The sequence below is a fragment of the Xanthomonas sp. NCPPB 4037 genome, from assembly GCF_041475695.2.
GTDB classification, from domain to species: Bacteria; Pseudomonadota; Gammaproteobacteria; order Xanthomonadales; family Xanthomonadaceae; genus Xanthomonas; species Xanthomonas campestris.
On the sequence record NZ_CM191261.1, the window covers coordinates 2,973,928 to 2,999,097 of the forward strand.

The 25,170-nt window shown below is 64.4% G+C and carries 23 protein-coding genes, 1 other RNA gene and 1 pseudogene; 4 read left to right on the plus strand and 21 right to left on the minus strand.

Annotation, left to right across the window (positions count from 1 at the left end):
• Nucleotides 1-160: 160 nt before the first annotated feature.
• Entirely contained in the window at nt 161-523 is a 363-nt protein-coding gene (locus ACCQ01_RS13350) for a hypothetical protein (protein WP_228432202.1), read from the minus strand.
• Nucleotides 524-615: 92 nt separating this feature from the next.
• On the opposite strand from ACCQ01_RS13350, the gene ACCQ01_RS13355 reads away from it, so the two are divergent.
• A non-coding RNA gene (locus tag ACCQ01_RS13355) (sX9 sRNA) lies at nt 616-689 on the plus strand.
• 556 nt (nt 690-1,245) lie between these two features.
• Here the strand turns inward: ACCQ01_RS13355 and ACCQ01_RS13360 are convergent.
• The 3 genes from ACCQ01_RS13360 to ACCQ01_RS13370 form a co-directional block, all read right to left on the minus strand.
• Nucleotides 1,246-1,608, minus strand: a complete 363-nt coding sequence (locus ACCQ01_RS13360; protein WP_228432205.1) for a bleomycin resistance protein — start codon at nt 1,606-1,608, stop codon at nt 1,246-1,248.
• A gap of 483 nt (nt 1,609-2,091) precedes the next feature.
• Nucleotides 2,092-2,340, minus strand: a complete 249-nt coding sequence (locus ACCQ01_RS13365) for a hypothetical protein (protein ID WP_043921810.1) — start codon at nt 2,338-2,340, stop codon at nt 2,092-2,094.
• Nucleotides 2,341-2,428: 88 nt separating this feature from the next.
• Nucleotides 2,429-2,851, minus strand: a complete 423-nt coding sequence (locus ACCQ01_RS13370) for a hypothetical protein (RefSeq protein ID WP_115005132.1) — start codon at nt 2,849-2,851, stop codon at nt 2,429-2,431.
• 228 nt (nt 2,852-3,079) lie between these two features.
• Between ACCQ01_RS13370 and ACCQ01_RS13375 the strand changes: the two genes are divergently transcribed.
• Nucleotides 3,080-3,214, plus strand: coding sequence for a hypothetical protein (locus ACCQ01_RS13375; RefSeq protein ID WP_323370318.1), 135 nt, complete (start codon nt 3,080-3,082; stop codon nt 3,212-3,214).
• A 114-nt stretch (nt 3,215-3,328) separates the two neighbouring features.
• On the opposite strand, the gene secF is transcribed toward ACCQ01_RS13375, so the two are convergent.
• From secF to ACCQ01_RS13405, 6 genes are all read right to left on the minus strand, one after another.
• On the minus strand, nt 3,329-4,297 hold the full coding sequence (secF, locus tag ACCQ01_RS13380) for a protein translocase subunit SecF (protein ID WP_040941150.1): 969 nt from the start codon (nt 4,295-4,297) through the stop codon (nt 3,329-3,331).
• A gap of 108 nt (nt 4,298-4,405) precedes the next feature.
• Nucleotides 4,406-6,250, minus strand: coding sequence for a protein translocase subunit SecD (gene secD / locus ACCQ01_RS13385; protein ID WP_228432206.1), 1,845 nt, complete (start codon nt 6,248-6,250; stop codon nt 4,406-4,408).
• A gap of 331 nt (nt 6,251-6,581) precedes the next feature.
• On the minus strand, nt 6,582-6,935 hold the full coding sequence (yajC, locus tag ACCQ01_RS13390; RefSeq protein ID WP_011037519.1) for a preprotein translocase subunit YajC: 354 nt from the start codon (nt 6,933-6,935) through the stop codon (nt 6,582-6,584).
• 132 nt (nt 6,936-7,067) lie between these two features.
• Entirely contained in the window at nt 7,068-8,213 is a 1,146-nt protein-coding gene (gene tgt / locus ACCQ01_RS13395) for a tRNA guanosine(34) transglycosylase Tgt (RefSeq protein ID WP_228432207.1), read from the minus strand.
• A gap of 78 nt (nt 8,214-8,291) precedes the next feature.
• Nucleotides 8,292-9,362, minus strand: coding sequence for a tRNA preQ1(34) S-adenosylmethionine ribosyltransferase-isomerase QueA (gene queA, locus ACCQ01_RS13400; RefSeq protein ID WP_228432208.1), 1,071 nt, complete (start codon nt 9,360-9,362; stop codon nt 8,292-8,294).
• Between the two features lie 248 nt (nt 9,363-9,610).
• Nucleotides 9,611-10,042 (minus strand): Lrp/AsnC family transcriptional regulator, encoded by a 432-nt coding sequence (locus tag ACCQ01_RS13405; RefSeq protein ID WP_228432210.1) that lies wholly within the window; start codon nt 10,040-10,042, stop codon nt 9,611-9,613.
• Between the two features lie 120 nt (nt 10,043-10,162).
• On the opposite strand from ACCQ01_RS13405, the gene ACCQ01_RS13410 reads away from it, so the two are divergent.
• Nucleotides 10,163-11,659 (plus strand): aminotransferase class III-fold pyridoxal phosphate-dependent enzyme, encoded by a 1,497-nt coding sequence (locus ACCQ01_RS13410; protein ID WP_228432212.1) that lies wholly within the window; start codon nt 10,163-10,165, stop codon nt 11,657-11,659.
• 253 nt (nt 11,660-11,912) lie between these two features.
• On the opposite strand, the gene ACCQ01_RS13415 is transcribed toward ACCQ01_RS13410, so the two are convergent.
• The 4 genes and pseudogenes from ACCQ01_RS13415 to ACCQ01_RS13430 all read right to left on the minus strand — a co-directional run bounded on the left by ACCQ01_RS13415 (nt 11,913) and on the right by ACCQ01_RS13430 (nt 17,865).
• Entirely contained in the window at nt 11,913-12,620 is a 708-nt protein-coding gene (locus ACCQ01_RS13415; RefSeq protein WP_228432214.1) for a glycosyltransferase family 32 protein, read from the minus strand.
• A 175-nt stretch (nt 12,621-12,795) separates the two neighbouring features.
• On the minus strand, nt 12,796-14,181 hold the full coding sequence (locus ACCQ01_RS13420; RefSeq protein ID WP_228432336.1) for a purple acid phosphatase family protein: 1,386 nt from the start codon (nt 14,179-14,181) through the stop codon (nt 12,796-12,798).
• Between the two features lie 5 nt (nt 14,182-14,186).
• The gene (locus ACCQ01_RS13425; protein WP_228432216.1) at nt 14,187-15,305 is read right to left on the minus strand and encodes a phytase; all 1,119 of its coding nucleotides are present in this window, start codon (nt 15,303-15,305) and stop codon (nt 14,187-14,189) included.
• Nucleotides 15,305-17,865 (minus strand): annotated as a pseudogene (locus ACCQ01_RS13430) (TonB-dependent receptor). Before ACCQ01_RS13430 ends, ACCQ01_RS13425 begins: the two are co-directional and overlap by 1 nt.
• A gap of 151 nt (nt 17,866-18,016) precedes the next feature.
• Between ACCQ01_RS13430 and upp the strand changes: the two are divergent.
• Nucleotides 18,017-18,649 carry a uracil phosphoribosyltransferase gene (gene upp, locus ACCQ01_RS13435; RefSeq protein WP_228432217.1) on the plus strand — a complete coding sequence of 211 codons (633 nt, stop codon included), beginning with the start codon at nt 18,017-18,019 and terminating at the stop codon, nt 18,647-18,649.
• A 322-nt stretch (nt 18,650-18,971) separates the two neighbouring features.
• Here the strand turns inward: upp and ACCQ01_RS13440 are convergent, their stop codons facing one another.
• From ACCQ01_RS13440 to rsmD, 7 genes are all read right to left on the minus strand, one after another.
• Entirely contained in the window at nt 18,972-20,732 is a 1,761-nt protein-coding gene (locus tag ACCQ01_RS13440; RefSeq protein ID WP_228432219.1) for a glycoside hydrolase family 9 protein, read from the minus strand.
• A gap of 297 nt (nt 20,733-21,029) precedes the next feature.
• Nucleotides 21,030-22,811 carry a gamma-glutamyltransferase gene (gene ggt, locus ACCQ01_RS13445; RefSeq protein ID WP_228432221.1) on the minus strand — a complete coding sequence of 594 codons (1,782 nt, stop codon included), beginning with the start codon at nt 22,809-22,811 and terminating at the stop codon, nt 21,030-21,032.
• Nucleotides 22,808-23,092, minus strand: a complete 285-nt coding sequence (locus tag ACCQ01_RS13450; RefSeq protein WP_011037531.1) for a YfhL family 4Fe-4S dicluster ferredoxin — start codon at nt 23,090-23,092, stop codon at nt 22,808-22,810. Before ACCQ01_RS13450 ends, ggt begins: the two co-directional genes overlap by 4 nt.
• Nucleotides 23,083-23,235 carry a hypothetical protein gene (locus ACCQ01_RS13455; RefSeq protein ID WP_228432223.1) on the minus strand — a complete coding sequence of 51 codons (153 nt, stop codon included), beginning with the start codon at nt 23,233-23,235 and terminating at the stop codon, nt 23,083-23,085. Before ACCQ01_RS13455 ends, ACCQ01_RS13450 begins: the two co-directional genes overlap by 10 nt.
• 58 nt (nt 23,236-23,293) lie before the next feature.
• Entirely contained in the window at nt 23,294-23,791 is a 498-nt protein-coding gene (locus ACCQ01_RS13460; protein ID WP_014508077.1) for a hypothetical protein, read from the minus strand.
• A gap of 50 nt (nt 23,792-23,841) precedes the next feature.
• Nucleotides 23,842-24,348: a pantetheine-phosphate adenylyltransferase gene (gene coaD / locus ACCQ01_RS13465; protein WP_011037533.1), complete on the minus strand. Its 507-nt coding sequence runs from the start codon at nt 24,346-24,348 to the stop codon at nt 23,842-23,844.
• Nucleotides 24,345-25,076: a 16S rRNA (guanine(966)-N(2))-methyltransferase RsmD gene (rsmD, locus tag ACCQ01_RS13470; protein ID WP_372358900.1), complete on the minus strand. Its 732-nt coding sequence runs from the start codon at nt 25,074-25,076 to the stop codon at nt 24,345-24,347. Before rsmD ends, coaD begins: the two co-directional genes overlap by 4 nt.
• Nucleotides 25,077-25,170: the final 94 nt, after the last annotated feature.

A 25,170-nucleotide genomic window follows, 5' to 3' on the forward strand; every position in this document is an offset into this window, starting at 1 on the left:
GCCTCCCGTCCACCTGGGTATGCTCCCCATCTCAGTCGGGCAGAGTCTACCGTTCCGATCGCCGACCTGGCGACGGCGGATGCCGAAGCTGTAATGACCCACCACTGCCTAACGCCTGAATTAAGCCGTGCCACGAAGCGGGTTCGGCTTGAATGAATTGTTAGGCCTCAGCCCACTCTCCATCCTGTGGATTGAACAAGGCCATATGCTCGGGCTCAGCAAGCTCGCTTGCGTCTTGCAGAGCTTCAAATATGGCCTCCTGGGAATTTTGCCAATACGGAATTGAGAGCGCTATTTCCGTCGCAAACACAGCCACTTGGACGGGACAGCCACCGATGTTCTTTACGAACTCATGGCACCGCGGTGTCGTGGCCTCAAGGCTGTACCCGTATTTGGCGAGCTTGCCTATGAATCTTTCAACGGCGGATTGATCAAGAGGCGGGTGATCAAACTCGTCGATTGCCTTCCCTTGTTCGGCGTGCTCACGAACGACGGGATGAAAGAGCTGGAAACCATAGCTCATTGTGTCTCCTGAGGTCTAACGCCTGAATTAAGAGCAGCTATCAAAACTACTGCGCAGCCGCCAGGCGGGCGCGGCCGGTGCTCGGAATCGGCATGTACCCACTACACTCCGGTTCCTCCGCGCCGTCCGCACCCACCTGACGACTGCTCGCTACGTTTTGTTAGCCGCTCTAAGCCGGCCCGCAGCGGGGCGGCGACTGAGTGCGAATATAGCCGAAGGCGCGCACTTAGGCGCCGCCCTGATGTGGGCTCGGCTTGAACGAATTGTTAGGGCACAGGCTAGTCAAGACAAACGCCCCCGACCACGATCCCCTGCTCGACTTTGTCGTAGCAACCGTAAATGTCATGCGTGTCCTCTTGGCATGTGCCAATCGATCGTGAGCCAACAATGCTGCTCTCCGGCGCCTTGCAGAGTCCTTGGCACTGCGACTTATCGGAGCAAATCTTACCTGCATCTGCAAATCGCTTGACGCAAGCAGCCGTGCCAAAAATCCCGACTCCACGGACGGCACCGCCTTCAGACCTGCATTGCTCCTGATTGATCTTGGCAAGAGCAGCAGTGCTGGAGTGATTCACGCTTTTCTGCATCCGCCAATCGCGCCAAGAGCTATAGCCGCACATAAGAAATACGGCAATCAGAACTGTGAGTGCACGATTGCTCGACATGGGCCCTAACGCCTAAACTAAGCAGACCCGCGGAGCGGGTTCGGCTTGAATGAATTTTTAGGCAGCGAGCTCAGTGAAGAAGGTGAGCCTGTTGCCGTCTGGATCAGCTACTAAGATTTCGCGAGTTTTCCATGCGGTGTTGTGCGGCGAGCCAGATTGAACAAGTCCTGCTGCTTGGAACGCCTGATGGCACTCGTCTACATCTGGAACAGCAAAGTAGACGGCGCCACCGACCTGACAGTCGTCTGCGTGCTCTGTTAGGAAAATCGATTGGTCCCCGCGACTAAGCTGCGCAAAAACCGGAAGATCTGGCTCGTGCCGATACTCCCAATCGACGGTGAATCCAAGCCCCTGAACGTAGAACGGGAAACTGGCGGAAGCACTGGTTACCCGAAGGACGGGGGTCACTGTCTGAGTCACGATGATCTCTCCTTGCTCCCTAACGCCTGAATTAAGCCAACCCGCGAAGCGGGTTCGGCTTGAATGAATTGTTAGGCGCCAACCTACGGCACAAACCCGGCAGGAAGCAACCTGACCTCCGTGGCCATGCAAATGCCGTTGCCGCCGGACAGCGGTCGCACTCCCAAGATGGTACCGTGATGCGCAAGCTCTGCTTGGACAATGACCACAGGTCGCTCGGAGCCATACTCAAGTGACTGGATTGCACAGCAAGGCAGGGCCATTGGGGCGGCGGCGGAATCACCCTGTACGTAGAAGACTGCGGAGCCAGCAGCGACGTCGGCCTCCGTAGCCGGACGGCCGACAACACAGGGCGTGTTGTGCCACTCACTTTCTGCGATTGAACCCCAAAGATCGGCCATGTTTGTTGTGGCGCCTAACGCTTGAATTAAGCCGAGTTGCGAAGCAACTTCGGCTTGAATGAGTTGTTAGGCGGCTGATCCATTAATGGACGCCGCTGGGCGGACCAATGAGGGAGTCAATTCCCTCATCCCGAATAGTGCGCAACGCCTCGTCGAGTGCGGCCTGGTCCGTTGCGAATAGGTCATCCCAGATGGTGGAGTTGTTGAACTCATCAACAGCCTCAAGGGTCCAGTCGGTGTCGAGCCCGCGATAGATCTCTAGGCGAACAGTGCGGCCATCGGTCGTGACGGAGCGGCATAGGGGCGATGTAACAAGCTGATAGTTGTCCATGAAAAATCTCAGTTGCGATTGTCTCTGTTCATCTGCCTAACGTCTGAATTTAGCCGAACCGCGAAGCGGTTTCTGCTTGAATGAATTGTTAGGCCATTGGTCGGGAGCCCATCGTCTGATGCAGCAGAACGAACGACTCACGAGCGCGTACAAGTCCCAGCCTTACCTCAGTGATGGAGTTCTCAGGCTTGTCCATGAAGAAGGCAATGTCATCGGGTGACGCAATCATGCTCTCCAACACTTGAAGTTGTGTCCCAGCAATTAGTGAATTTGCAATCTTTCCGTAGCTGAGAGAGTCCGCGACGCTCTTAAGGCAAACTGCGATAACGTGAACCTTTTCCGCCGCGTCATAGCCGGCGCTGGATGAAACAAAGTCTGCCTTTGCTTTTACAGCTGCGGCCAGCACCTCCACGGCGTTGATGCTCTTGCGGTATTGCCAGAAGTTCCAGAGATAGCGTGCGACCGGTAGTGCGACCGCGCAAACAGCGACTGTCCCTATGAACTCAAGCATTTCGTCCCCCGCGAAGGTGTATCCGCGGAGTATCTTCTATCGCTGGCGCTTTGTGAATGGGAGAAATCGTAGCCGCGATCACGGATCACACGATGGCAAGCGGACTCTACTCTTTGCGCGGTTTCTAGTTTTATCCAGCAAGGACACAAGCGTATGAAATAAACCCTCAAAAACAATGGCGTAACAGCACGTTTGCCGACACGGTTGCTCGATCAACTGCGTGAACGCTTGCGCGCTCGGCGCTACAGCCTGCGCACCAAGCAGGCGTATCTCAGTTGGATACGGCGCTTCGTCCTGGCCAGCGACTCTCTACCGCAACGTACTGCGTATCGATCGGAATCACGTGTCCGACGAAATCGCTAGTGTTCGCGATCTTGAGTAATGGCGTCACAGTGCACAACCGTGAACTAGACGTCCAACCAGAAACGAAAAAACCGCGCAATGCACGGCTTTTTCGTCACACCTTTTGCCAACCGATCAAGGACGCCGCGCCAGCGCCTCCACGTCCTTGGCCTTGGGCAGCAGATCCTGCTTGGTCACCGCAAACGGTCCGATGCTCAGCATCGGCACCGCCACGATCACCGAGGAGATCACCACGATCACCGCACCGATCATGTGGGTCTCGGCCAGGCCTTCCATCGACTCGCCGCCGTAGATGTACAGCGCCAGTGCCGACAGGAAGAACATCACCGCGGTGATCACCGTGCGCGAGAGCGTCTGGTTGATCGAGCGGTTGAGCACTTCCAGCGGCTCCACGCGCAGCGCGCGGAAGTTTTCGCGCACACGGTCAAACACCACGATGATGTCGTTGATGGCAAAGCCCATCACCGACAGCAGGCCGGCCAGCACGGTCAGGTCGAACTCGCGCCCGGTCAGCGACACGAAGGCCACCGTGACCAACAGGTCGAACAGCGCGGTCAGGCTGGCCACCACCGCGAATTTCCATTCGAAGCGGAACGCGATGTAGATCAGAAAGCCCACCAGCATGAACACGGTGGCGTAGACACCGTTCAAGGCCAGGTCCTTGCCGACCTGCGGGCCGACGAATTCGCCCGGCTGCACGGTGGCGGGGTTCTGCGGGGTGCTGACGGCCTTGCGCACTTCTTCGGCGACGGTGCTTGCGGCATCGTCGCGGTTGTTGTGCTGCTCACGCGCCTGCAGGCGGATCATCACTTCATTGCCGCCGCGTGCGTTCTGCACCTGGGCGTTTTCAAAGCCGGCCTTGGACAGCTGCTCGCGCACCTGGTCCACGTCCACGGTCTTCTGGAAGGAGGTCTGCACCAGCGTGCCGCCGGTGAATTCCAGTGCGTAATTGAAGCCCTTGCCGACGATGACGCCGACCGAGGCGACCGCGATCACCAGCATCAGGATCAGCACCGGCTTGCGCAGGCGCATGAAGTCGATCTTGGTGTCGTTGGGAATGAGATGAAGCGGGAACAGTTTCATGAAAAGAGCTTCCGTTGGACGACCGCACCGTCAAGGTCCGGCCGCTTGCGCAGGGATTCCTGCTGCGGCGTTGCGCAAAGGCGCGCGCGCCGCAGCAGGACTCGCATCTCAGATGGCCACAGACTTGAGCTTCTTGCGGCGGCCATAGATCAGAACCGCCAATGCACGCGAGACAGTGATCGCAGTGAACATCGAGGCAAAAATACCGATCATCATGGTCAACGCAAAACCGCGCAGCGGCCCGGTGCCGAAGGCATACAAAGCCACCGCCACGATCAGGCCGGTGAGGTTGGCGTCCAGAATGGTGCCGCCGGCCTTTTCATAACCGGCCGCAATCGCCGATTTGGCCGGCACGCCCAGGCGCAACTCTTCGCGGATACGCTCGTTGATCAACACGTTGGCGTCCACCGACAGGCCGACCGACAACGCCAGACCGGCAAACCCCGGCAGCGTCATGGTGGCGCCGAACAACGACATCACCGCCACCACGATCAGCAGGTTGAACAGCAGCGCCACCGAGGTGATCGCGCCGAACACGCGGTAATAGATGGTGAAAAACACCAGCGTGAACAGGAACGAATAGATCACCGCAGTGACGCCCCGCTCCACGTTCTCCGCACCCAGGCTCGGGCCGATCACGTATTCCTCGACGAAGTCCATCGGTGCGGCCAGCGAACCGGATTTCAGCAGCTTGGCCAGATTTTCGGCTTCGGTCTTTTCCAGGCCGGTGGTGCGGAAATTCTTGCCAAATACACCCGCGATACGCGTCGAAGGCAGTGCTTCTTCCTTAACTCGTACACTTCGAATTTCCTTGCCGTCAACTACGGTCACAGTTGGAACTCGCTCAATGAAGACCACGGACATCAGCTTGCCGACGTTGGCACTCGTGTAGTCAAACATACGCTGGCCTGCAGCATTATTGAGCGTCACATTCACTGCCGGCATTCCGTTTTCGTCATTACCCACCGTGGCATCGACCATCTGGTCGCCAGTCACCAGCGCGCGCTTGTTCAACAGCACCGGGGCATTGCTATCGCGCAGGCGATAGACCTTGGCTTCCGGCGGAATGGTGCCGCTGCGCACGGCGTCTTCGGCATTGCCTTCGACCACGGCGCGGAATTCCAGCGAGGCGGTGGCGCCGATCAGGCGCTTGGCCTCGGCCGTGTCCTGCAAGCCGGGCAATTCGACCACGATGCGGTCTTCGCCCTGGCGCTGGATGGTCGGCTCGGACACGCCCAGTGCATTGACGCGGTTACGCAAGGTTGTGAGGTTCTGCTCGATCGCGCCGCTGGCGATCTGCTTGAGTTCGGCCTCCGGCACCTTGACCGAGATGGTCTGGCCACTGACGTCGTAGGTCAGCGTGGGCTGCGACTTGGCCAACGCGGTCCGCGCGGCATCGGCGCTGGCGCCCTCGCCCAACGAGACCTGGATGCTGTTGTCGCCACGACGCTCGACCGAGCGATAGGCAATGCGGCCATCGCGCAACGTGGTGCGGATGTCCTCGGCAAAGCCCTCCAGGCGCTTTTCCAGTGCGGCTTTCTGATCGACCTGCATGGCGAAGTGCACGCCGCCGACCAGGTCCAGACCCAGCACCATCGGCCGGCCGCCCAGCTTGGCGAGCCAGTCCGGCACCGTGGATGCCAGGTTCAGCGCCACCGTGTAGTTCTCGCCCAACTGCTGGCGCAACACGTCGTTGGCACGGGTCTGCGCCTGCAGGGTGGGCAGGCGCACCATCAGGCTGTCGCCTTCCCGGGTCACCGCCTTGGGTGTGATGCCGGCGCTCTTGAGGTCGGCGTCGATCCGGCTGCGCAACGCGTCGTCCAGCTGCGCACCGCGGCTGGCGGTGATCTGCACGGACGGGTCTTTCTGGTAGACGTTGGGCAGCGCATACAACGCGCTGACCGCCAGCACCACCAGGATCAGGAAATACTTCCAGCGAGGAAATTCGAGCATTGCGACAGTCCCGCGCGGCACCATCCCGGCGCCACGCCTAGCAGTGAGAACGACTTCAAGCGGCCGATACAGCGTCGCGAGCGGTCATCCGGTGGATACGGGCAGTGCATGGAGCAAAAGCGCCCGGGGGCGTGGTCCGACTTCGTGCACCGACTGCGCCCACCAGAGGGTGCGCGCAGCTGTGGTGTTGCAGGTGTTCACTTGCAGCGACGTCTTGGGCGGACCCAAGCACGCATTGGCAGCGCAACGACAGCGGAGTGTACGAGCGGCCCCTGCCGTTTTCGAGCACCTGCCGGCAGCGCCGGACGGTGCCCGCTGCCGATCACGCGACTTAGCTGGCGGACTTCAGCGTGCCCTTGGGCAGCACGTGGCCAACGGCGCTGCGCTGCACGCGGATGCGCACGTTGTCGGCCACTTCCACGGTGATGAAGTTCTCGCCGATATCGGTGATCACGCCAGCCACGCCGCCGGAGGTGATGACCTCATCGCCACGCGACAGCTTGTCCAGCAACGCCTTGTGTTCCTTCTGGCGCTTCATCTGCGGGCGGATCATCAGGAAGTACATGACCGCGATCAGGATGATCGGCAGCGCGAAGGTGGACAGGCTTCCCATCGGGCCGGGGGCCGGCGCGCCACCAGTGGCCTGCGCCTGGGCGACGGGGATCAGGAAATCGAGCAGATTCATTCTATGCATCCTAGGTTTGGTGCCAGCGCGCCCAGCGGCCCGCTCGCCATTCAGGTACCGCCGGAGCGGAACAGCCGGGAATTATGCCATGCAGGTCCCACGCCGTCCGCGCCAGGGCACGGACGGCAGGTCTCAGCTGGATTCCCCGGGCAACGGCGGCGTGGTGGCGCCGCGTGCCGCATAGAAGGACCGCCGGAACTCCACAAAGGTTCCCGCCGCGATCGCTGCGCGCATGTCGGCCATCAGTTTTTCGTAGTACCAGAGGTTGTGCAGGGTGCCCAGCATCGGCGCCAGCATTTCGTTGCAGCGGTCCAGGTGGCGCAGGTACGCGCGCGTGTAGCCGCTGCTGCAGGCATGGCAGCCGCAGCCCGGCTCGATGGTGTCCAGGTCGCGTTCGTACTTGGCGTTGCGGATGCGCACCGTGCCGAACGAGGTGAAATAGTGGCCATTGCGGGCGTTACGGGTGGGCATCACGCAGTCGAACATGTCCACCCCGCGCGCCACGCTTTCGACCAGATCCTCCGGCCGGCCCACGCCCATCAGGTAGCGCGGCCGCTCGGCCGGCAGGCGCGGATGCAGGTGTTCGAGCATGGCATTGCGCTCGTGCTCGGGCTCGCCCACCGCCAGGCCGCCGATGGCATAGCCGTCGAAGCCAATGGCCTGCAGCCCGTCCAGCGAGCGGCTGCGCAGGTCCGGGTGCACCCCGCCCTGCACGATGCCGAACAGCGCCGCGTCATTGCCCAGCCCGTCATGCGCCTGACGCGAACGCTGCGCCCAGCGCAGGCTCAGTTCCATCGAACGCCGCGCGACGTCTTCGGTGGCCGGGTACGGCGTGCATTCGTCGAAGATCATCACGATGTCCGAATCGAGCACCTTCTGGATCTGCATGCTCTCTTCCGGCCCCAGGAACACCCGCGCGCCGTCGGTTGGCGAGGAGAACGTGACGCCTTGTTCGGTGATCTTGCGGCGATGGGCCAGCGAAAACACCTGGAAGCCGCCGGAGTCGGTGAGGATCGGCCCGTCCCAGCGCGCAAACCCGTGCAGGCCACCATGGTCACCGATCACGTCCAGGCCAGGGCGCAGGTACAGATGGAAGGTGTTGCCCAGGATGATCTCCGCGCCCAGCGCGCGGATCTGCTCGGGCAGGATGCCCTTGACCGACCCATAGGTGCCCACCGGCATGAACGCCGGCGTCTCCACCGTGCCACGCGGAAAGGTCAGGCGGCCACGGCGCGCATGGCCGTCGGTGGTCTGGAGCTGGAACTGGAGTCGGGACATTGGAAGGCCGGGAATGGGGAATCGGGAGTTGGGAATCGGAGAAGCGGGTGGCGATGGCGGAACGTGTGGCGGCAAGCCCTACGATTCCCCATTCCCGATTCCCCACTCCCGGCTCCACAACAACATCGCGTCGCCATAGGAGAAGAAGCGATAGCGCTGCGCGATGGCGTGTGCGTAGGCGGCGAAGATGCGGTCGCGGCCAGCGAAGGCCGAGACCATCATCAGCAGCGTGCTTTCGGGCAGGTGGAAATTGGTGACCATCGCATCGACGCTGCGGATGCGGTAGCCGGGCAGGATGAAGATCTGGGTTTCGCCGGCGAACGGCTGCAATTCGCCGTCCGGGGCGTCGTCGGTCTTGCGCCAGGCGCTTTCCAGAGAGCGCACCACGGTGGTACCCACCGCGATGACGCGGCCACCGCGCGCACGGGTACGGCGCACCTGCTCGACCAGCGCGGCGCCCACATTGAGCCACTCGGTGTGCATCACATGCTTGTCCAGCGCATCCACGCGCACCGGCTGGAAGGTGCCGGCGCCCACGTGCAAGGTCACATGGCCGAACTCCACCCCGCGCTCGCGCAGACGCGCCAGCAGGGCTTCGTCGAAATGCAGGCCGGCAGTCGGCGCAGCGACCGCGCCCACTTCGCGCGCGAATACCGTCTGGTAGCGCTCGCGATCGTCCAGCCCCGGCTCGCGGCGGATGTACGGCGGCAGCGGCAGGCGCCCGGCGTCGAGCAGCCAGTGCTCCAGCGGCGCGGGGATGTCGAAACGCAGCAGGTAGAACTCGCCGTCGCGGCCCAGCACTTCGGCCTGGCCACCGGCGTCCAGCGCGATCACGCTGCCGGCCTTGGGCGACTTGCTGGCGCCGATCTGCGCCCGCGCCTGCTGCCCGCCGAGCAGCCGCTCAATCAGGATCTCCACCCGCCCGCCACTGGCCTTCTGCCCGAACAACCGCGCCGGGATCACCCGGGTGTCGTTGAAGATCAGCAGGTCGCCCGGCTGCAGCAGCTCGGGCAGATCGCGCACCTGCCGGTCGGCCAGCGCCTGCGGCGACGGCGGCACTACCAGCAGCCGGCTCGCTGCGCGCTCGGCCAGCGGCGCCTGGGCGATCAGCTCTTCGGGCAGGTCGTAATGGAAATCGGACTTCTTCAAGGCGTGGCGGTACAGCGGTCTGGGGGCGCTAGTTTAGCGGGACATTCCGAACACATCCTTCTCCCACCGGGAGAAGGTGGCGCGCAGCGCCGGATGAGGGTGCGGGCGAAGCCTCATAGAGTTGAAAGACACATGGGCTTCGCCCCCGTACCCTCACCCCAACCCCTCTCCCGGGGGGAGAGGGGCTTCGTTCGTTCGCGAATAATGGCTCTTACGATCCCCGATCTCCGACTCACGATTCCCCGCTCTCACCGCTCGAACTTCGTCGACAGGATGATCGAGCTGGTAGTGCGCTCCACGCCGTCGATGGCGCCGATGGCGTCGGTGAGCACGTCCATGGCGTCTACGCCGCCGACCACGCCCAGGGCGATCAGGTCGTAGGGGCCGCTGACCGAGTGCAGCGCGCGGACGTCGGCGATCTCGCGCAGGGCCTTGACCACCGCGGGCATCTTTTTCGGCAGCACGGTGATCAGGATGTGCGCGCGGATGCGGCCGTGTTCGTAGGCGTCGTGGGTGCGCACGGTATAGCCGCTGATCACGCCTTCGCGCTCGAGTTTCTCTAGCCGGCTCTGCACCGTGGTGCGCGAGAGCCCGAGCCGGCGCGCGATCTGCGCGGTGGAGGCGCGCGCGTCCTCGCGCAGCAGGGACAACAACTGCTCGTCGGCGGGTGTGATATTCATTTCGGCCATTCATTTCGTCGAATCGACGAAAATACCTCAATTCCTGCCCGGATCGGCGCTGCCAAACGACGATCCACTGCCGTTAATGTGACGGGAACGCCACCGCTTCAGGAGATGCGCATGTCTGTCCTTGCCCCGCTCGCCCCGCTGCGTGCCCACGCCGGCCGCCGCCTGACCGCCGGCCTGGACGATGCCACCATCGAACGCCTGGCCACCGACCACCCCACCCTGCGCCAGGCCATCGCGGCCGCCGGCAGCGAATACGCACTGGTGCAGGCGGAGGTTGCGGACCTGCTGGACCTGGACGAAGACGCGCAGATCAGCGCGGTGCAGGACGGCTTTATCAATTTCTATGCCGACGATGCGGTAACTCCGTACGTGGCGCTGGCCGCGCGCGGCCCGTGGGTGATCACGCTCAAGGGCGCGGTGCTGTACGACGCCGGCGGCTACGGCATGCTCGGTTTCGGCCATACGCCCGAGGCGGTGCTCGACGCCATGGCGCGCCCGCAGGTGATGGCCAACGTGATGACGCCCAGCCTGGCGCAGCGCAAGCTCGACCGCGCCCTGCGTGCGGAGATCGGCCACACCCGCGGCGGCTGCCCGTTCGCGCGCTTCATGTGCCTCAACTCCGGCTCCGAAGCGGTGGGCCTGGCCGCGCGCATCGTCGACACCAACGCCAAGCTGCACACCGACCCGGGTGCGCGCCACGCCGGCGCCACCATCAAGCGACTGGTGGTCAAGGGCAGCTTCCACGGCCGTACCGATCGCCCGGGGCTGTATTCCGATTCCAGCCGCAAGACCTACAGCAAGTACCTGGCCAGCTACCGCGACGAAGACTCGGTGATTGCGATTGCCCCGTATGACATCGCCGCCCTGCAGCGTGCCTTTGACGAGGCCACGCGCAACCACTGGTTTATCGAGGCGGTGTTCCTGGAGCCGGTGATGGGCGAAGGCGACCCGGGCCGTGCGCTGCCGGCGGAGTTCTACGCCGCCGCGCGCACGCTGACCCGTAACCACGGCAGCCTGCTGCTGGTGGATTCGATCCAGGCCGGCCTGCGTGCGCACGGCGTGCTGTCGGTGGTGGATTACCCCGGTTTCGAGCAGCTCGATCCGCCGGACCTGGAAACCTATTCCAAGGCGCTCAATGCCGCGCAATATCCGCTCTCGGTGCTCGCGGTGACCGAGCAGGCCGCGCAGGTGTACCGCAAGGGCACCTACGGCAACACGATGACCACCAACCCGCGCGCGCTGGATGTGGCTTGCGCCACGCTGGCGCTGTTCACCCCGCAGATCCGCGACAACATCCGCCTGCGCGGTGCACAGGCGCTGCGCAAGCTCGAAGCGCTGCAGGCCGAGCTCGGCGGCCTGATCACCAAGGTGCAGGGCACCGGCCTGCTGTTCTCCTGCGAACTGGCACCGCAGTACAAGTGCTACGGCGCCGGCTCCACCGAGGAGTGGCTGCGCCACCACGGCGTCAACGTGATCCACGGCGGCGAGAATTCGCTGCGCTTCACTCCGCACTTCGGCATGGACGAAGCCGAACTCGACCTGCTGGTGGGCCTGATCGCCAAAGCACTCAAGGAAGGCCCGCGCCAGGCGCAGGCCGAGGCGGCTTGAGGGCTGGTGAATAGGTTGAGTGATGGCGAGGTGACGTGCCGCCAGCACAGTGCACCTGGTGCTGGCTGCGTCTGACACGCGCCGAGCAGTGGATGTGGCACCGCCTGATGGCGATGCGGCGTAGGGCGTTCGTCAGCCGTCTCGCTCGTCATCTGCGCCGCGACAGCCACACGACAACACAGGTGCGGCGACCCATGAGGTCGCCGCAACTGCATTCGCAAACGTAAAACGCCAATATGCCGCTTGGACTTCATCAAATGGGCACGGCACTCAACTTACGGCGCAGGTAGTTGGTGACCGCGCGGCGCGGCGACTTGCCGCGCCACGACGCCCAGCACAGATGCGAGCCAACTGCCGTGGCGCCGCCGCGGTGGCCAAGCCCGAACCAGGTGCGGTCGGGATGGAACGCATCACGCGCCGGGAACACGATGCCCTCGAACTGGGCACCATTGGCGTTATAGAACCGCGTCATTCCACGTGGGCCGGACATCATTGGGATCTGCCGATGGTCCTCCAGCAACTCCGGCGCGTGCGCGCTGAAGATGTGCTCGATGAACGCCCGCCAGAATGGATGGCCCGCCTCCGAGCCAAACACCGCGTTGCCGATCTTGAACGCCGCATTGTCTGGCGCGCCCTCTTCCACGGGCAGCACGCAGGCCTGGGTCAAGACATCCGGGCCGAGCGTGCGCAGCAATTTGTAGTCGGTATCGAAGTAAAAACCGCCGTAGACATGCATGTAGGCACAGCGGGCGATGTCGGCCTTCATGACGCCGAAGCGGATGGCTTCAAAGCGATCGGCCAGTTCCGGGAACGCCCTGCGCATCAGCGCGGCATTGTCGGCGTCGTCCCAGACATTGCAGGTCCAGCCAGGAAGAAGACGTTGCAGCCGGGCCTGGACGCGGCGCTCTTCCCACATCAGGTGCTTGGTAGGTGCGGTCAAATGGAACACATGCGGAATCATGTGGGCTCTCACGAGTGGGGGGCGCTGCCCTCACATCAGCCCGGATCACCTCGGGCAGCAGAGTCAGCCCGAGTGATTTTAATCACATTCATAGTGTGACTCATTTATCTTTTATAAAAATCGCAACGCCGCTTCGCGTTGGTGCTGAAGCGGTCAGGCCGCAGTTACTTACAGGTCATTCCCAACAGCGATCCGCCCGCCCCTTGAGCGTGGCACTGCGCGGGCAATCGCGTGGCGCAATCCGGCCCGCTTCGTGCTCGATCAGCTGCTTGGACCCATCTGCGCGGCGTTGCAGCTCGAACGCATCGTAGAGGCGTCCGGTCGCCGTGCGCGACTCGTAGACGAGCTTCTGTTGATCGATGCGCAGCACCTGATACAGCTGGGTGTCTTCGCCCACCGGGCGCATGGTCTTGCGCGCCATGTCCGAGAGCCGGTACTGCTTGGGGCCGGCTACCGACACCACGAACACCGGCGTTGGCTGGCCGCCGTCATCGCCGCGACGGCCGTAGGTATGGTCGTGGCCCTGCAGCACCAGATCGACCTTATGGCGGCGGATCACCGGCAACACTTGCTCGACCAGCTTTTCGTTCTCGCGGTCGGCACGCGGCGAAAAGAACGGCTGATGGATCAGCACGATCGACCACGGATGCGGGTTGTCGGCGAGCACGCCGTCCAGCCACTGCGCCTGTGCCTGCCCGGTGCCCAGATCCAGCGCCGAGGTGCCGTCGAGCACTGCGATGCGCACGCCCTGGTAATCGAACCAGTAACTGGTGCGCGCGGTGGCCGCCGGGCCGTTGCGCGGCAGCGCGAAGGTCACCGGCCAATGGCCGCCGAGCACGCGCGTAGCCTGCGGGGTGTCTTCGGCGTCTTCGTGATATTCGTGATTGCCCGGTGCCGGCGCCACCGCGGTGCCTTCCAGCAACCAGCGCCCGGCTTCGAACCATTCGGCCCACTCGTTATCGTCCTGGCCGTCCTTGCCGCTGACCAGATCGCCGGCGAACAACGCCAGCCGCGCCTCCGGTGCCGAGCGCCAGGCCTGACGGATCACGCGCGACACCAGGCTGAGGTTCTTGTTCTGCGTATCGCCGAAATACAGCAGCGTCAGCGGGGTGTCGGGCGTGGCCGCGGTGCGGAAGTGATTCCACGCGCCCCAGGTGCCGTTGCCCTGCACGCGATAGGCGTAGAGCGTGTCCGGCGTGAGTCCGTCGACATCAGCGCGGTGATGATGCGAGGCGCCGTTTTCCGAGCTCAAGGTCGCGGTCGTGGCCTGGATGCGCCGCGGCGTGCCCACGTCCGGCGAATCGCCAGCGACCACCAGTTCCAGCCAGGGCGCAGTGACGCTGGCATCGGTACGCCAGGCCACTGCGAAGCCTCGCGCGGCATCCTGCGCCGGGGTGGCGACGATCCGGTCCGGGAAACCATCGGCCACGTAGTGCGTCGAGCCCAGCGGTACCTGCGTGTTCGGCTCGGCCGCCTTGTCGGCAGCCACGGCGGGCACACCGGCGAGCGCCAGCAACGCCAGCACGGCGCGTAACGAATGCTGCTTCAACGACTGCTGCATCACTGTCACGGTGCGCAGTCCTTCAAGCGCAACGTGCGCGCGATGTCGCGCCAATCGAACGCGGCCACGGCCTGGTCGTCGTGCAGCGCGTAGAACACCCCGCCCGGGAAGCGCGCATCGCCATGCTGGTCCAGCCACACGCCATCGGTATTGGCAGTCACTCGCCCGGCGAACGCACCGACCGGCGCCAGGCTCTGCCGATCGAACACCTGGAACACGCTGCGGTCCTTGAACTGGTCGGTGGCGATCCAGTAGCCGCTGCCGTCGGCGCACTGCAGCAAGGTCATGCCTTCGGCCTGCGCCTTGAACAAGCCCGTGCCCACATTGCGGCCGCGATAGCGGCCATCCATGCCGTACTCACGCAACTGCGTGCCCACTGCGACATCTTCCTCGGCAATCATCAGGCGCGCGTTGGCCTCATCGCCAAAGACCGATTCGGCAATGCGCACCGCACCGGCCTCGGTGGTATCGCCAAAGCTCTGCGTCAGCGTAGCGTTCCAGCCCTGCCCTGCGGTCTGCAGCTGATAGCGGCGGAACCGCTGACCAAGCTCGGCCAGCGGCGGCGGTGTGTCCTTGTTGGCCGGCGACATATAGTTGTCGCTGACCACCGCCTCGTAGCCGCCGTTGTGCTTGCGCACCCACAGGCCGTACGGTTCGCGCAGTTCGTCCTGGCCGAAAGCGATCAACGGCTTGAAGTCCGGCAGCGAGAACACCTGCACGCGGCGATTGTCGCGCTCCACCACGAACACCAGATCATCGACCACCGAGATCCCGTTCGGACGATCCAGCTTGCCCAGCGCCTTGCCCTTGCCGCCCACCACGCGCAACCGCTTGCCGCTGTCGCCATCGAACACCACCAGCGCATGCGTGGCCTTGGCGGTGGCGATCAGCCAGCGGCTACCATCCGGCGCAATCCAGCTGGCCGGCGAATCCAGGTTGTCGGACGGCGTCAGCGCAGTGATGAAGGCTTCCGGCACCACTTCATGCGCGACCTTCGCGTCGCTGAGCGTGGGATCGGTGAGCAGCGCTTCGTCGGCTTCGCGGTCGACCGGCTTGGTCGCACACCCTGCCAACAGCAACGCGCTCGCGAACACGGTGGAGTACAGCAGCCCGCCGGCGCGCATCACAGCGCCACCTTCAGGCCCAGCGCATAGGTGCGGCCGTACTCTTCGTTCTGCAGCGTGCGCGAGGGCACGCCCTGGTACAGCTCCAATGGCTCATCCAGCAGGTTCTGCGCTTCCAGATACAGGCTGACGTGGCTGTTGAACTGATAACTCATGCTGACATCAAGCTGGGTGTGCGGGGCGACATAGATATCGTATGCGCGGCTCTGGCCGATGGTGTCCAGATATTCGCTGCGATACACCGCTGCCACGCGCGCACTGAAGCCGTATTTTTCATAGCCCAGATGGCCGCTGTAGATGCGCTTGGACGAGCGCGGCAGCATGAAGTCGTCGCCGGCACGATCGCTCAGGCCCGGGTCGAAGTCGCTGTCCAGGGCGGTGGCGCTGGCACCGACCAGCAAGCCGTTCCAGCCTTCGGGCAGGAAGTCCAGCGTCTGCTGCCAATTGAACTCGGCGCCGCGCACCTTGGCGGTATCGCCGTTGATCGAGCGCGTCACCTGCAGACCGGGGAACTGCGCATCGGTGGTGCTGAGGGTCTGCACGATGTAATCGTCGATCGACTTGTTGAACACGCCCAGCGACACCAGCCCGGTGCTGCCGATGTATTTTTCGAACGACAGATCCAGGTTGGTGGAGCGGTACGGGTTGAGGTCCGGGTTGCCGATGCTCACTTCTTCATCGCCACGGTTGATGCTCACGCGCGGCGACACATCGCCGAACGACGGGCGCGACAGGGTTTTGTTGGCTGCAAAGCGCAGCACCCAATCGTCGCCGCTGTCGTAGCGCAGGTGCAGGCCCGGCAACACATTGGTGTAACTGCTGGAAGCCTCGCGCGGCGTGACCGTGGCGGTGCGGCCGTTTTCGGCCACGTCCACCTGGTTGCCGGTGGCGTTGAACTGCGTGTTTTCCACGCGGACACCGGCAATCATGCGCAGCGCACCGATGTCCCAGGTGCCCATCGCATAGGTGGCGAAGACGTCTTCGGTGGCGGTGTAGTCGTCCTGCAGCGAGACCTGCTGGTTGCCGCCCACGTCCTGCGGACGTGCGCTGTACAACCCACCCGACGCGCGCCAGTAGCGACGCATGCCGTCCGAGCCGATGCTTTCGCCCAGCGTACCGCCGCGGTGCTCCGGTGCGGCGGTGGTCCAGCTGCTCAGGTCGATCGCCGGGCCACGCCGCAGCTCCTGTTCGTTGACGTCCACATCGCGCTCGCGCCAGCGACCGAGCACACCCATCTTCAAGCTGGAATGTTCGCCGTCGAAGCGCACATTGACCTGCGCGCTGTGCTCGCTGTCGTCCACCGTCTTGGGCGACACGACGAAGCGGTCGAACACGAAGTCCTGGTTGCTCTGCCATCCGTTGTCAGAGAACCCCAGCCGCGGGATGCCGCTGCGCTGGTCCACGGTGGCCGACAGGTCGTCGCCGTCGTAGTTGAAGCGCGCTTCCATTTCGTCGTTTACGCGTTCGGTGGTCTTGGTGTAGCCCACCTTGTAGTCCACCGTTGCAGCGCTCAGGCGGTTTTCACCACCGAAGCTGATCGCCGTGTTGTCTTCCTTCTTGGTGCGGTAGCGCACCCGCTTGGAGATGCTGTCCGCTGGCAGGTCGGCCACGTCGTAAGTGCCATCGCCGTTGGCGCTGACCTCCCCATCGGCCAGCCCGAAGATGGTGCGCTGGCGTGTTTCGGCATCGTCGAAACGGCTGTACAGCGAGCGCAGGTAGTAGCGGTTGTCGGCGTCCGGGCGCCAGTCCAGATTGAGGTTGGCACCCATGCGGGTGCGCTCGATGAAGTACTTGCGACGCTGCACTTCGCCGGCGAACAGGTCATCGGCAGCGCCACCGTCGAAGCTGTCGTACGCCACTTCGGTGTTGTCGGATTCGACTCGCGGTCCTGATAGTTCACACCCACCGCCACACCGAAGGTGCCGTTGTAGATGTCGCTGTAATTGAACGCGCCCTTGGGGCTGGTCTTGCCCGACAGCGACTGGTGGCTGCCTTCGATCGACCCGCGCAGGGTGCGCCCGTCGCGATCGAACGCCGAGGTCGATTCCACCTGGATGGCGCCGCCGATCGAATCGCCCGGCATGTCCGGCGTGGGCGACTTCACGACCTTCAAGCGCTCGGTGGAATCGGACGGAATCACGTCCAGCGGCGCCGAGCGCGTGCCGTCTTCCGGCGTCCCCATGCTCATGCCGTCGATGGTCACGCTGTTGAGCGACGAATCCAGGCCGCGGATCACCACAAAGCGCCCCTCGCCCTGGTCGCGGGTGACACTGACACCGGGCAGGCGCTGCAAGGATTCTGCAACATTCTTGTCGGGGTAACGCCCCATCGCGTCGGAGGCCACCGCATCCTGGATCGCATCGGAAGCGCGCTTGAGATCGACTGCGCGCTCTTGCGCTTCCAGCTGCGGCCGCACTTCCAGCCGCTCCAGGTCGATTGCCGCCGCGCCGCTGGCTGCACCGGTCGCGACCGCCTCTTCTGCCGCCTGTGCCAGCGGGCTCCACGCGACCGAGGCCAAGGTCAGCGTGATCGCCATGCAGAGCGGAGTCTTGTTCAACACGAGTGCTTCCCCAATCGGTTAAGAATGGGTGTGCACACTATGTCTGCGACGTTTCACCGACATGACATATGCAAGCACCATCACAGCCCCTGTGTGGCGACGCTGCGGCCGGCTGCGGCACACTGTGGGCCTCTCCCGCACGCTGCCGCCCATGAAAATCGTCGAAGTCCGTCATCCCCTGGTCCAGCACAAGATCGGCCTGCTGCGTGATGCAGCGTTGAGCACCAAGGGCTTCCGCGAACTGGTGACCGAGCTGGGCACCCTGCTGGCTTACGAGGCCACGGCAAATCTGGACACCGAATTGCATGTGCAGCCGGGCTGGGCCGGGCCGGTGGAGGTGCAACGCATCGCCGGCGCCAAGATCACCCTGGTGCCGATCCTGCGCGCCGGCTTGGGGATGTTGCCGGGCGTGCTGGCACTGATTCCCGCCGCCCGCGTCAGCGTGGTCGGCCTGCAGCGCGATGAAGAGACCTTGCAACCGGTGCCGTATTTCGAGCGCCTCACCGGCCGCCTGGAAGAACGCGATGCGCTGATCCTGGACCCGATGCTGGCCACCGGCGGCACGCTGATCGCCACCATCGACATGCTCAAGCGCGCTGGCGCACGGCGCATCAAGGGCATCTTCCTGGTCGCCGCGCCCGAAGGGCTGAAAGCGCTGGAAGCGGTACACCCTGACGTGGAGGTCTATACCGCCGCCATCGACGACCACCTCAACGAAAAAGGCTACATCCTGCCCGGCCTGGGCGATGCCGGCGACCGGATTTTTGGTACGCGGGTGGAGTGAGCTTTCCAGCTGAAGTGAGTCTCCCAGCTGAGATGAGCGTCCCAAGCGTCCAGATCAAGGACCGACGCGCGCTGCACTCTCCGACCGCGCTGCAACCGCGCCGACAAGATGAATCGGCGGCTTTAAGCCCCTCTCCGACGGGAGGAGATTGGGGTGAGGGTACGGCAAGCGATGCTGGCGGCGATTCACTTCTGCCGACGCGTAGCGACGCGTTTGTCATGTCAGGCATCGGCATCTCGCTGAGGCGCCCCTCATCCGGCGCTATGCGCCACCTTCTCCCGACGGGAGAAGGAAAAACCGCGTCGACGCGCTGAAGCATCCCTCAGCGCGTCGACGCCTCGATCGCCGCACTCACATACACCAGCGGCGCATTCCAGTTGATCGCCACCTCGTTCGTTGCGTAGCTGCAGGTGTTATCCAGATACGACAGTGCAGCCAGCTTGGACGGATACGCCACCTTGCAGTCTTTCGCGTCCTGCTGGCCCGGCTGCGGGCCACCGGCCAGCCAGCCCGGCACGGGCGCATCGATGCCGTCGGCTTCGGATGGGCGATGGTGGATGTGCATCGGGGTGCGCTGCCCGACCCCGGTGACGAACGACAGCCCCAGCGGATTGCGCCCCAGGATGTAGTCCAGCTGCGATTGCGCCGCATCCAGATAACGACGTTGCTGCGTCACCCGGTAGCCCTGCAGCAGCATCATGGCCTGATTGAGTACCACCGCATTACTGCCCCAGACAAAGTCGTTGTCGGCCATGGCCAACCGCCACGGCGATGCCTGCCACTGGTCGCCCAGGCGCTGCGCCAGCCCGCCAATTTCGCTTTCGATACGTGCGAGGTCGGCATGCGGCGTGAGCTGCTCACGGTGGGCGGCCAACGACATCCAGGCCAATCCACCCACGTTGCTCCACCCCGGCACGCTCGCATGTACATTGCGCGCCACCATGGCGTCGTAGAACGCGTCCTCGCGCGTGCTCACATAGAGCTCTGCTGCTGCCCAGGCGAATTCGTCGTCCACGGTGGCGTCGTCGTAGCCGCCGGTACGCACGTCGTCAGGCTGGCGATAGATCACGTTCGGGTGTTGTTGCGCCCATGTCCAGGCGCTGCGCGCCGCCTTCAACATGCGCACCGACGCGCCTGGATACTGCTTGTCGAACGGCGCATACACGCGGCTGGCCGCCGCCATCACCGCGGCAAAATCCAGCGTGGCGGCGGTGGCCTTCATCACCACATAGCGCTGCTGTTTGGCCTGGTCGGGCATCACCAGTCCATCGAACTGCTTGTCGGTGAGCTTGTGGTACACCCCACCATCGGCCGGGTCCTGCATGGCCAGCATCCATTCCAGATTCCACCATACTTCCTGCAGGATGCCGGGCACGCCAGGCGCATCGTTGGGAATGGTGAGTGCCTGCGCCTTGAACAGCGCCGGGTAGTGCTCATACGCGGCCAGCAAGGTGTAGGTGCTGATGCCGGAATTGACGATGTACTTGTTGTAATCGCCCGCGTCGTACCACCCCTTGGGCGCGCTGATCACGCTGTTGGCCGGGCGCGCGGCAGACGCCGCCGACGGATGGATGCGCACATCGGTGTCCGGATGCCCGGCCGCGCGCGCGTAGCGCCCGGCAAATTGTGCCGGCAACTCGGTACTGGCACGGTTGTAGTAGAACGCCTTCAGCGAGGCATCCACGACCGGCTGGTAGGCACTCGCTGCAATCGGGAATGCATCCGAGGCCGGCATGCCAGCGATCTTCAACCGATACGTGCCCGGCGTGCGCAGTGCGGAAAAGTCGGCCACGCGTGCCTGTTGCCCCGCCGGTGCCCAACTGGCCGCTGGCGACAAGCTGCCCTCCAGCACGCGAGCGCCCTTGGCATCCTCCACCGTGAAGCGGTCTGGACCGGCCGCAGCAGACGCCGGCAAGCTGACCACCGCCAGCTTGGCCGAGCCCGGCAGATAGCCGAGTTGATTGACGTGGATGGTGGCGCCAGCGGCCGGCGTGGTGCCGACAGCGCCGGTCATGTCCGCCGCACAGGCGGCGATGGGCGATGCGATCACCATTGCGGTGAGCAGGGTCTGGAAAATGGTCATGCCACGATGGTCGCCAAATCGACGCACACCGACAAGTCCAATCCCGGCATAGGCCACTGCGCCAAACCGCATTACTGCTGGCGAAGGTGTGGCGTGCAAGCGCTTGGGCCGGCGTGGGTCAGTACTGTGTGCAGGCCCACCTGAAACGTTTCGTAGCGCGGCGTTGCTGATCACTTTCCCGCTCAGAGCCGAGCCGCTGAGCAAGATTGCGCACAAGATCGCGCATCAGCAAAAGCGCGCGCTTCGTCGAACGCTTCCGTCATGCCTGCTCCGGGAAACGGCGCAGGCATGCGGGACTCACCGCGCCGGCGTTGCCAGCTGCACTGCGGCCTTGCCCACCGGATTGCGCGGGTCACTACCACCGCTGAGCACGTTGCGGCGCTTGTCCCATTCCACGGTCTGGAAATTGCCCCAGACATGGCTGGAACCGCGGCCGCCTTCGGCGGTGTCGCCCGGCAACTTGAGCGCGTGGCCCATCGCTTCCAGCGCCTTGGCGGTTTGTGGCGAGAACGCATTGCTCTCGGCCTCGATGACGTCCGGCAACCACTGGTGGTGGTAACGCGGCAAGGCACTGACCTGCTGCGCGTCCAGGCCGGCGTCGTACCCCAGGATGCCGAGCAGCACCATGGTGATGATGCGGCTGCCGCCCGGGGTGCCGAGCACGGCGACCTTGTCGGCCGACTCCATGAAGGTGGGCGTCATCGAGCTGAGCATGCGCTTGCCCGGCTTGGGCGCGTTGGCGGCATAGCCCATCACGCCAAACGCGTTCGGGGTGCCAGGCTTGAGCGCAAAGTCATCCATCTCGTCGTTGAGCAGCACGCCGGTGCCCTTGGGGATCAGCCCGGAGCCGTACAGCAGGTTCACCGTCTGGGTGGCGCCCACGCGGTTGCCTTCGCCATCGATGATGGAAAAGTGCGTGGTCTCGTCGTCTTCCAGCGGCGTCGGGTTGCCCGACAGCAGGTTGCTCGGCGTGGCCTTGTCCGGATTGATGGTGGCACGCAGGCCCTGCGCGTAATCCTTGCTGGTCAGCACGCGCTGCGGTACGTCGACAAAGTCCGGGTCGCCCAGGAAAAAGGTGCGGTCGCGGTAGGCACGGCGCATCGCTTCCACCACCAGGTGGGTGCGGTGCGCGTCGTCGAGCGTGTTCAAGTCCCAGCCTTCCAGGATCTGCAGCATCGCCGCGAGTGCAATGCCGCCGGAAGACGGCGGCGGCGCGGTAGTGACCTTCCAGCCGCGGTAATCGAACTGGATCGGCGTGCGCTCCTTGACCTGATACCCGGCCAGCTCGGCCGCGGTCCAGCGCCCACCGGCCTGCTTGACGCCGGCCAGCAGTTTCTTGGCGGTCTCGCCCTTGTAGAAACCGTCAAAGCCCTTGTCGCCCAGCAACGTCAGGGTGTGCGCGAGCTCGGGCTGCTTGAAGATGTCGCCTTCGGCAATGGGTTTTCCGCCGCGCAAGTAAACCTCGCGCGTGCCGGGGTAGCGCTCCATCACTTCGCGCCGCGAGGCGTAGCCCTTGGCCATGCGCGCATACACCGGGAAGCCCTCGGTAGCGATGCGGATCGCCGGTGCCAGCGATTGGGTGAGCGGCAGCCGGCCGTGCTTGGCCGCCAGTTCCACCAGCGCCGCCGGCAAACCGGGGATGCCGGCCGACCACGAGCCGTTGACCGAGCGGTCGCGGTCCAGCCCGCCGTTCTTGTCCAAAAACTGTGCGGAAGTGGCGGACTCCGGCGCGTACTCGCGCGCGTCCAGCATCACGTCCTTGCCGGTCTTGGCGTCGTGCAACAGGAAGAACCCGCCGCCGCCCAGCCCCGAGCTGATTGGCTCGACCACCGCCAGCGTGGACGACACCGCGATCGCCGCATCGAAGGCATTGCCGCCTTCGCGCAGGATCTGAAGCCCGGCATCGGTGGCCAGCGCGTGGCCACTGGCCACCGCCGCACCCGGCGGATGCGTGGCGGTGCCGGCGGGCGGCGGCGTGGCCGCTGCGGCGTCGGGCTGGGCCGACCATGCGGCTGGGGCGACCACGAAGGCCAACAACAACAGGCCACGCGGGAACAAGCGTCGGGGGGAAGTGATCACGGGGCGGGAGGCTCCTGTTCGTACAGTTCGGGATGATCGCGCTGCAGCTGGATGAGCTTGGCCAGCAGTTGATCATGTGTTTCCGGGATCGCCGGGTCCGGGTCGATGCATTCGACCGGGCACACCACCACGCACTGCGCCTCGTCGAAATGACCCACACATTCGGTGCAGCGCGCCGGATCGATCACATAGATGGTTTCACCCATCGAGATGGCCTGATTCGGGCACGCCGGCTCGCAGACGTCGCAGTTGACGCACAGCTCGTTGATCTTCAGCGACATGTGGAGGCCACCTGCGGGGCCAGGCCCAGGCGAAGCAGCTGCTCGCGCGCGACGGCGCAGGCACTGCGATGGACGCCGCCGGTGGCGGTGTCGAGGAACCGCCCCGAAGGGCCGACCCGGATGGAGTGCAACGTCAGCAGCATGGTGCGTTTCCACGCCGCGGCCGGATGCGCCCTCCCGCGCACCCGGCCTGGTACGGCATTACTTGGCTTCAACGAAGATGTATTCCGCGCCCTTGGGCTGGATGATGGTCTGCACGCGCGCGTTCTCGGCGGCATTGCCGATGAACAACACGCGCACGCCCTTCATCGAATCCGGCTGCACGTCCTTGAACGCGGCTTCGATCAGGTCGGCCATCTTGGTGGAGGCCGACGAACCGAAGGCCAGCATGTTGCCCGGCTGCACGCCACGGGCCAGCGCGGTCTTCACGCTTTCCAGCTGACGCTCGTAGCTGCCGGCGAACTCGGCATCGGATTCCGGCGGCAAGTAATACAGGAACGGGCTGTTGGTGGTGGTGCCCAGGTTCTGGCCAACCACTTCCTGCAGGTATTTCTTCCAGCCGGCGTTGTCGTCCTTGGCCGGAGCGGTCAGCGCAGCCGGAGCGGCAGCGGCGGTCGGTGCCGGCTCTTCCTTCTTGCAGGCGGTGACGGCCAGAGCGGCGATCGAAGCGAGCGCCAGCGCGCGCATGGTGTGTTTCATGAAACTCCTCCCTTTGAAAAGCGTGTGGTGGTGTTGACTGTTGAGACGGTTCAGACCTGGGCGCGCGATTCACGCACCTGGCGCAAGGCATCGACGACCGACGCCGGAACGAAGCCGGACACATCCCCGCCCAGCCGCGCAATTTCGCGCACCAGCGAAGACGAGATGAAGCTGTACTGCTCGGCCGGGGTGAGGAACAGCGTTTCCACCTCCGGGATCAGATGGCGATTCATGCTGGCCATCTGGAATTCGTATTCGAAATCGGACACCGCACGCAGGCCGCGCAGCAGCACGCCGGCGCCCATGTCGCGCACGAAATGCGCCAGCAAGGTATCGAAACCGCGCACTTCCACATTGGCATGCGCCGCCAGGGCTTCCTGGGCGAGTTCGACGCGACGCTCCAACGGCAGCGCCGGACCCTTGGACGGGCTGTAGGCAACGCCCACCACCACACGCTCGAACAACGGCGCGGCGCGGTTCACCAGGTCGATATGGCCATTGGTGATCGGGTCGAAGGTACCGGGATAGACAGCGGTGCGGCTGTTGGCCACGCTCATACGGAAGCTACCGGGGTCGGATCGCCGTTCAGTGTAGCAGCGGCCCGGCGATACAGCGCATAGCGCACCTCACGGGTGGCGCCCTCACGGTGCAGGTGCCAGCCCGGCGGTACCTGCGGCGGCAGCTCGGCCGGCGTTTCCAGGTACAGCCAGGCCTCTGCAGCCAGATGCGGCGAGAGCCGTTCCAGCACCGGCGCCCACAAACCGGCGGCGAATGGCGGGTCGACAAACACCAGATCCACCTGGCTGGTGGGCGCGCGCTCCAGCCAGCGCAGCGCATCGTCCTGTAGCACCTGCACCTGCTCGGCGGCGCCCAGCCGGGCCACGTGCTCACGCAGGCGTTGCGCCAGCCCGGGGTCGCGTTCGATCAGCAGCGCATGCGCGGCACCCCGCGAGACTGCCTCCAGCCCCAGCGCGCCGGAGCCGGCGAACAGGTCCAGCACGCGGGCGCCGGCCAGGCGCGGCATCAGCCAGTTGAACAGCGTTTCGCGCACGCGGTCGCTGCTGGGCCGCAACCCGGGCAGCTGTGGCACCGACAAACGCGTATTGCGCCAGCGCCCGCCCACGATGCGCACCTGCCCTTCCGCCGCGCCGCTGGCCGGCCGTGCAGCGCGGCTCATCGGCGCACGCACGTGGTCGGCTGATGAAGGCAAGGCAGCAAAGGAGCGGCAGGCATCATGGGCAGGCAATGAAAGAACCGGTGCCCATGATAGCGCTGCGGCCGCCATGGCCGCGCCGTGTTCCGGGCGGCCGCTGCATTGCTGAATCCTGCCATCAGGCCTTGAAAAATTTCGCATGCAGCCTCATCCCCCAGGCCATCGG

Excerpts from the sequence above, each read along its gene's own strand:
- ACCQ01_RS13350 (WP_228432202.1), bottom strand. The coding sequence starts at position 523 with ATGAGCTATGGTTTCCAGCTCTTTCATCCCGTCGTTCGTGAGCACGCC.
- ACCQ01_RS13365 (WP_043921810.1), bottom strand. The coding sequence starts at position 2,340 with ATGGACAACTATCAGCTTGTTACATCGCCCCTATGCCGCTCCGTCACG.
- ACCQ01_RS13370 (WP_115005132.1), bottom strand. The coding sequence starts at position 2,851 with ATGCTTGAGTTCATAGGGACAGTCGCTGTTTGCGCGGTCGCACTACCG.
- secF (WP_040941150.1), bottom strand. The coding sequence starts at position 4,297 with ATGAAACTGTTCCCGCTTCATCTCATTCCCAACGACACCAAGATCGAC.
- secD (WP_228432206.1), bottom strand. The coding sequence starts at position 6,250 with ATGCTCGAATTTCCTCGCTGGAAGTATTTCCTGATCCTGGTGGTGCTG.
- yajC (WP_011037519.1), bottom strand. The coding sequence starts at position 6,935 with ATGAATCTGCTCGATTTCCTGATCCCCGTCGCCCAGGCGCAGGCCACT.
- tgt (WP_228432207.1), bottom strand. The coding sequence starts at position 8,213 with ATGTCCCGACTCCAGTTCCAGCTCCAGACCACCGACGGCCATGCGCGC.
- ACCQ01_RS13405 (WP_228432210.1), bottom strand. The coding sequence starts at position 10,042 with ATGAATATCACACCCGCCGACGAGCAGTTGTTGTCCCTGCTGCGCGAG.
- ACCQ01_RS13410 (WP_228432212.1), top strand. The coding sequence starts at position 10,163 with ATGTCTGTCCTTGCCCCGCTCGCCCCGCTGCGTGCCCACGCCGGCCGC.
- ACCQ01_RS13415 (WP_228432214.1), bottom strand. The coding sequence starts at position 12,620 with ATGATTCCGCATGTGTTCCATTTGACCGCACCTACCAAGCACCTGATG.
- ACCQ01_RS13420 (WP_228432336.1), bottom strand. The coding sequence starts at position 14,181 with ATGCAGCAGTCGTTGAAGCAGCATTCGTTACGCGCCGTGCTGGCGTTG.
- ACCQ01_RS13425 (WP_228432216.1), bottom strand. The coding sequence starts at position 15,305 with ATGCGCGCCGGCGGGCTGCTGTACTCCACCGTGTTCGCGAGCGCGTTG.
- upp (WP_228432217.1), top strand. The coding sequence starts at position 18,017 with ATGAAAATCGTCGAAGTCCGTCATCCCCTGGTCCAGCACAAGATCGGC.
- ACCQ01_RS13440 (WP_228432219.1), bottom strand. The coding sequence starts at position 20,732 with ATGACCATTTTCCAGACCCTGCTCACCGCAATGGTGATCGCATCGCCC.
- ACCQ01_RS13450 (WP_011037531.1), bottom strand. The coding sequence starts at position 23,092 with ATGTCGCTGAAGATCAACGAGCTGTGCGTCAACTGCGACGTCTGCGAG.
- ACCQ01_RS13455 (WP_228432223.1), bottom strand. The coding sequence starts at position 23,235 with ATGCTGCTGACGTTGCACTCCATCCGGGTCGGCCCTTCGGGGCGGTTC.
- ACCQ01_RS13460 (WP_014508077.1), bottom strand. The coding sequence starts at position 23,791 with ATGAAACACACCATGCGCGCGCTGGCGCTCGCTTCGATCGCCGCTCTG.
- coaD (WP_011037533.1), bottom strand. The coding sequence starts at position 24,348 with ATGAGCGTGGCCAACAGCCGCACCGCTGTCTATCCCGGTACCTTCGAC.
- rsmD (WP_372358900.1), bottom strand. The coding sequence starts at position 25,076 with ATGGCGGCCGCAGCGCTATCATGGGCACCGGTTCTTTCATTGCCTGCC.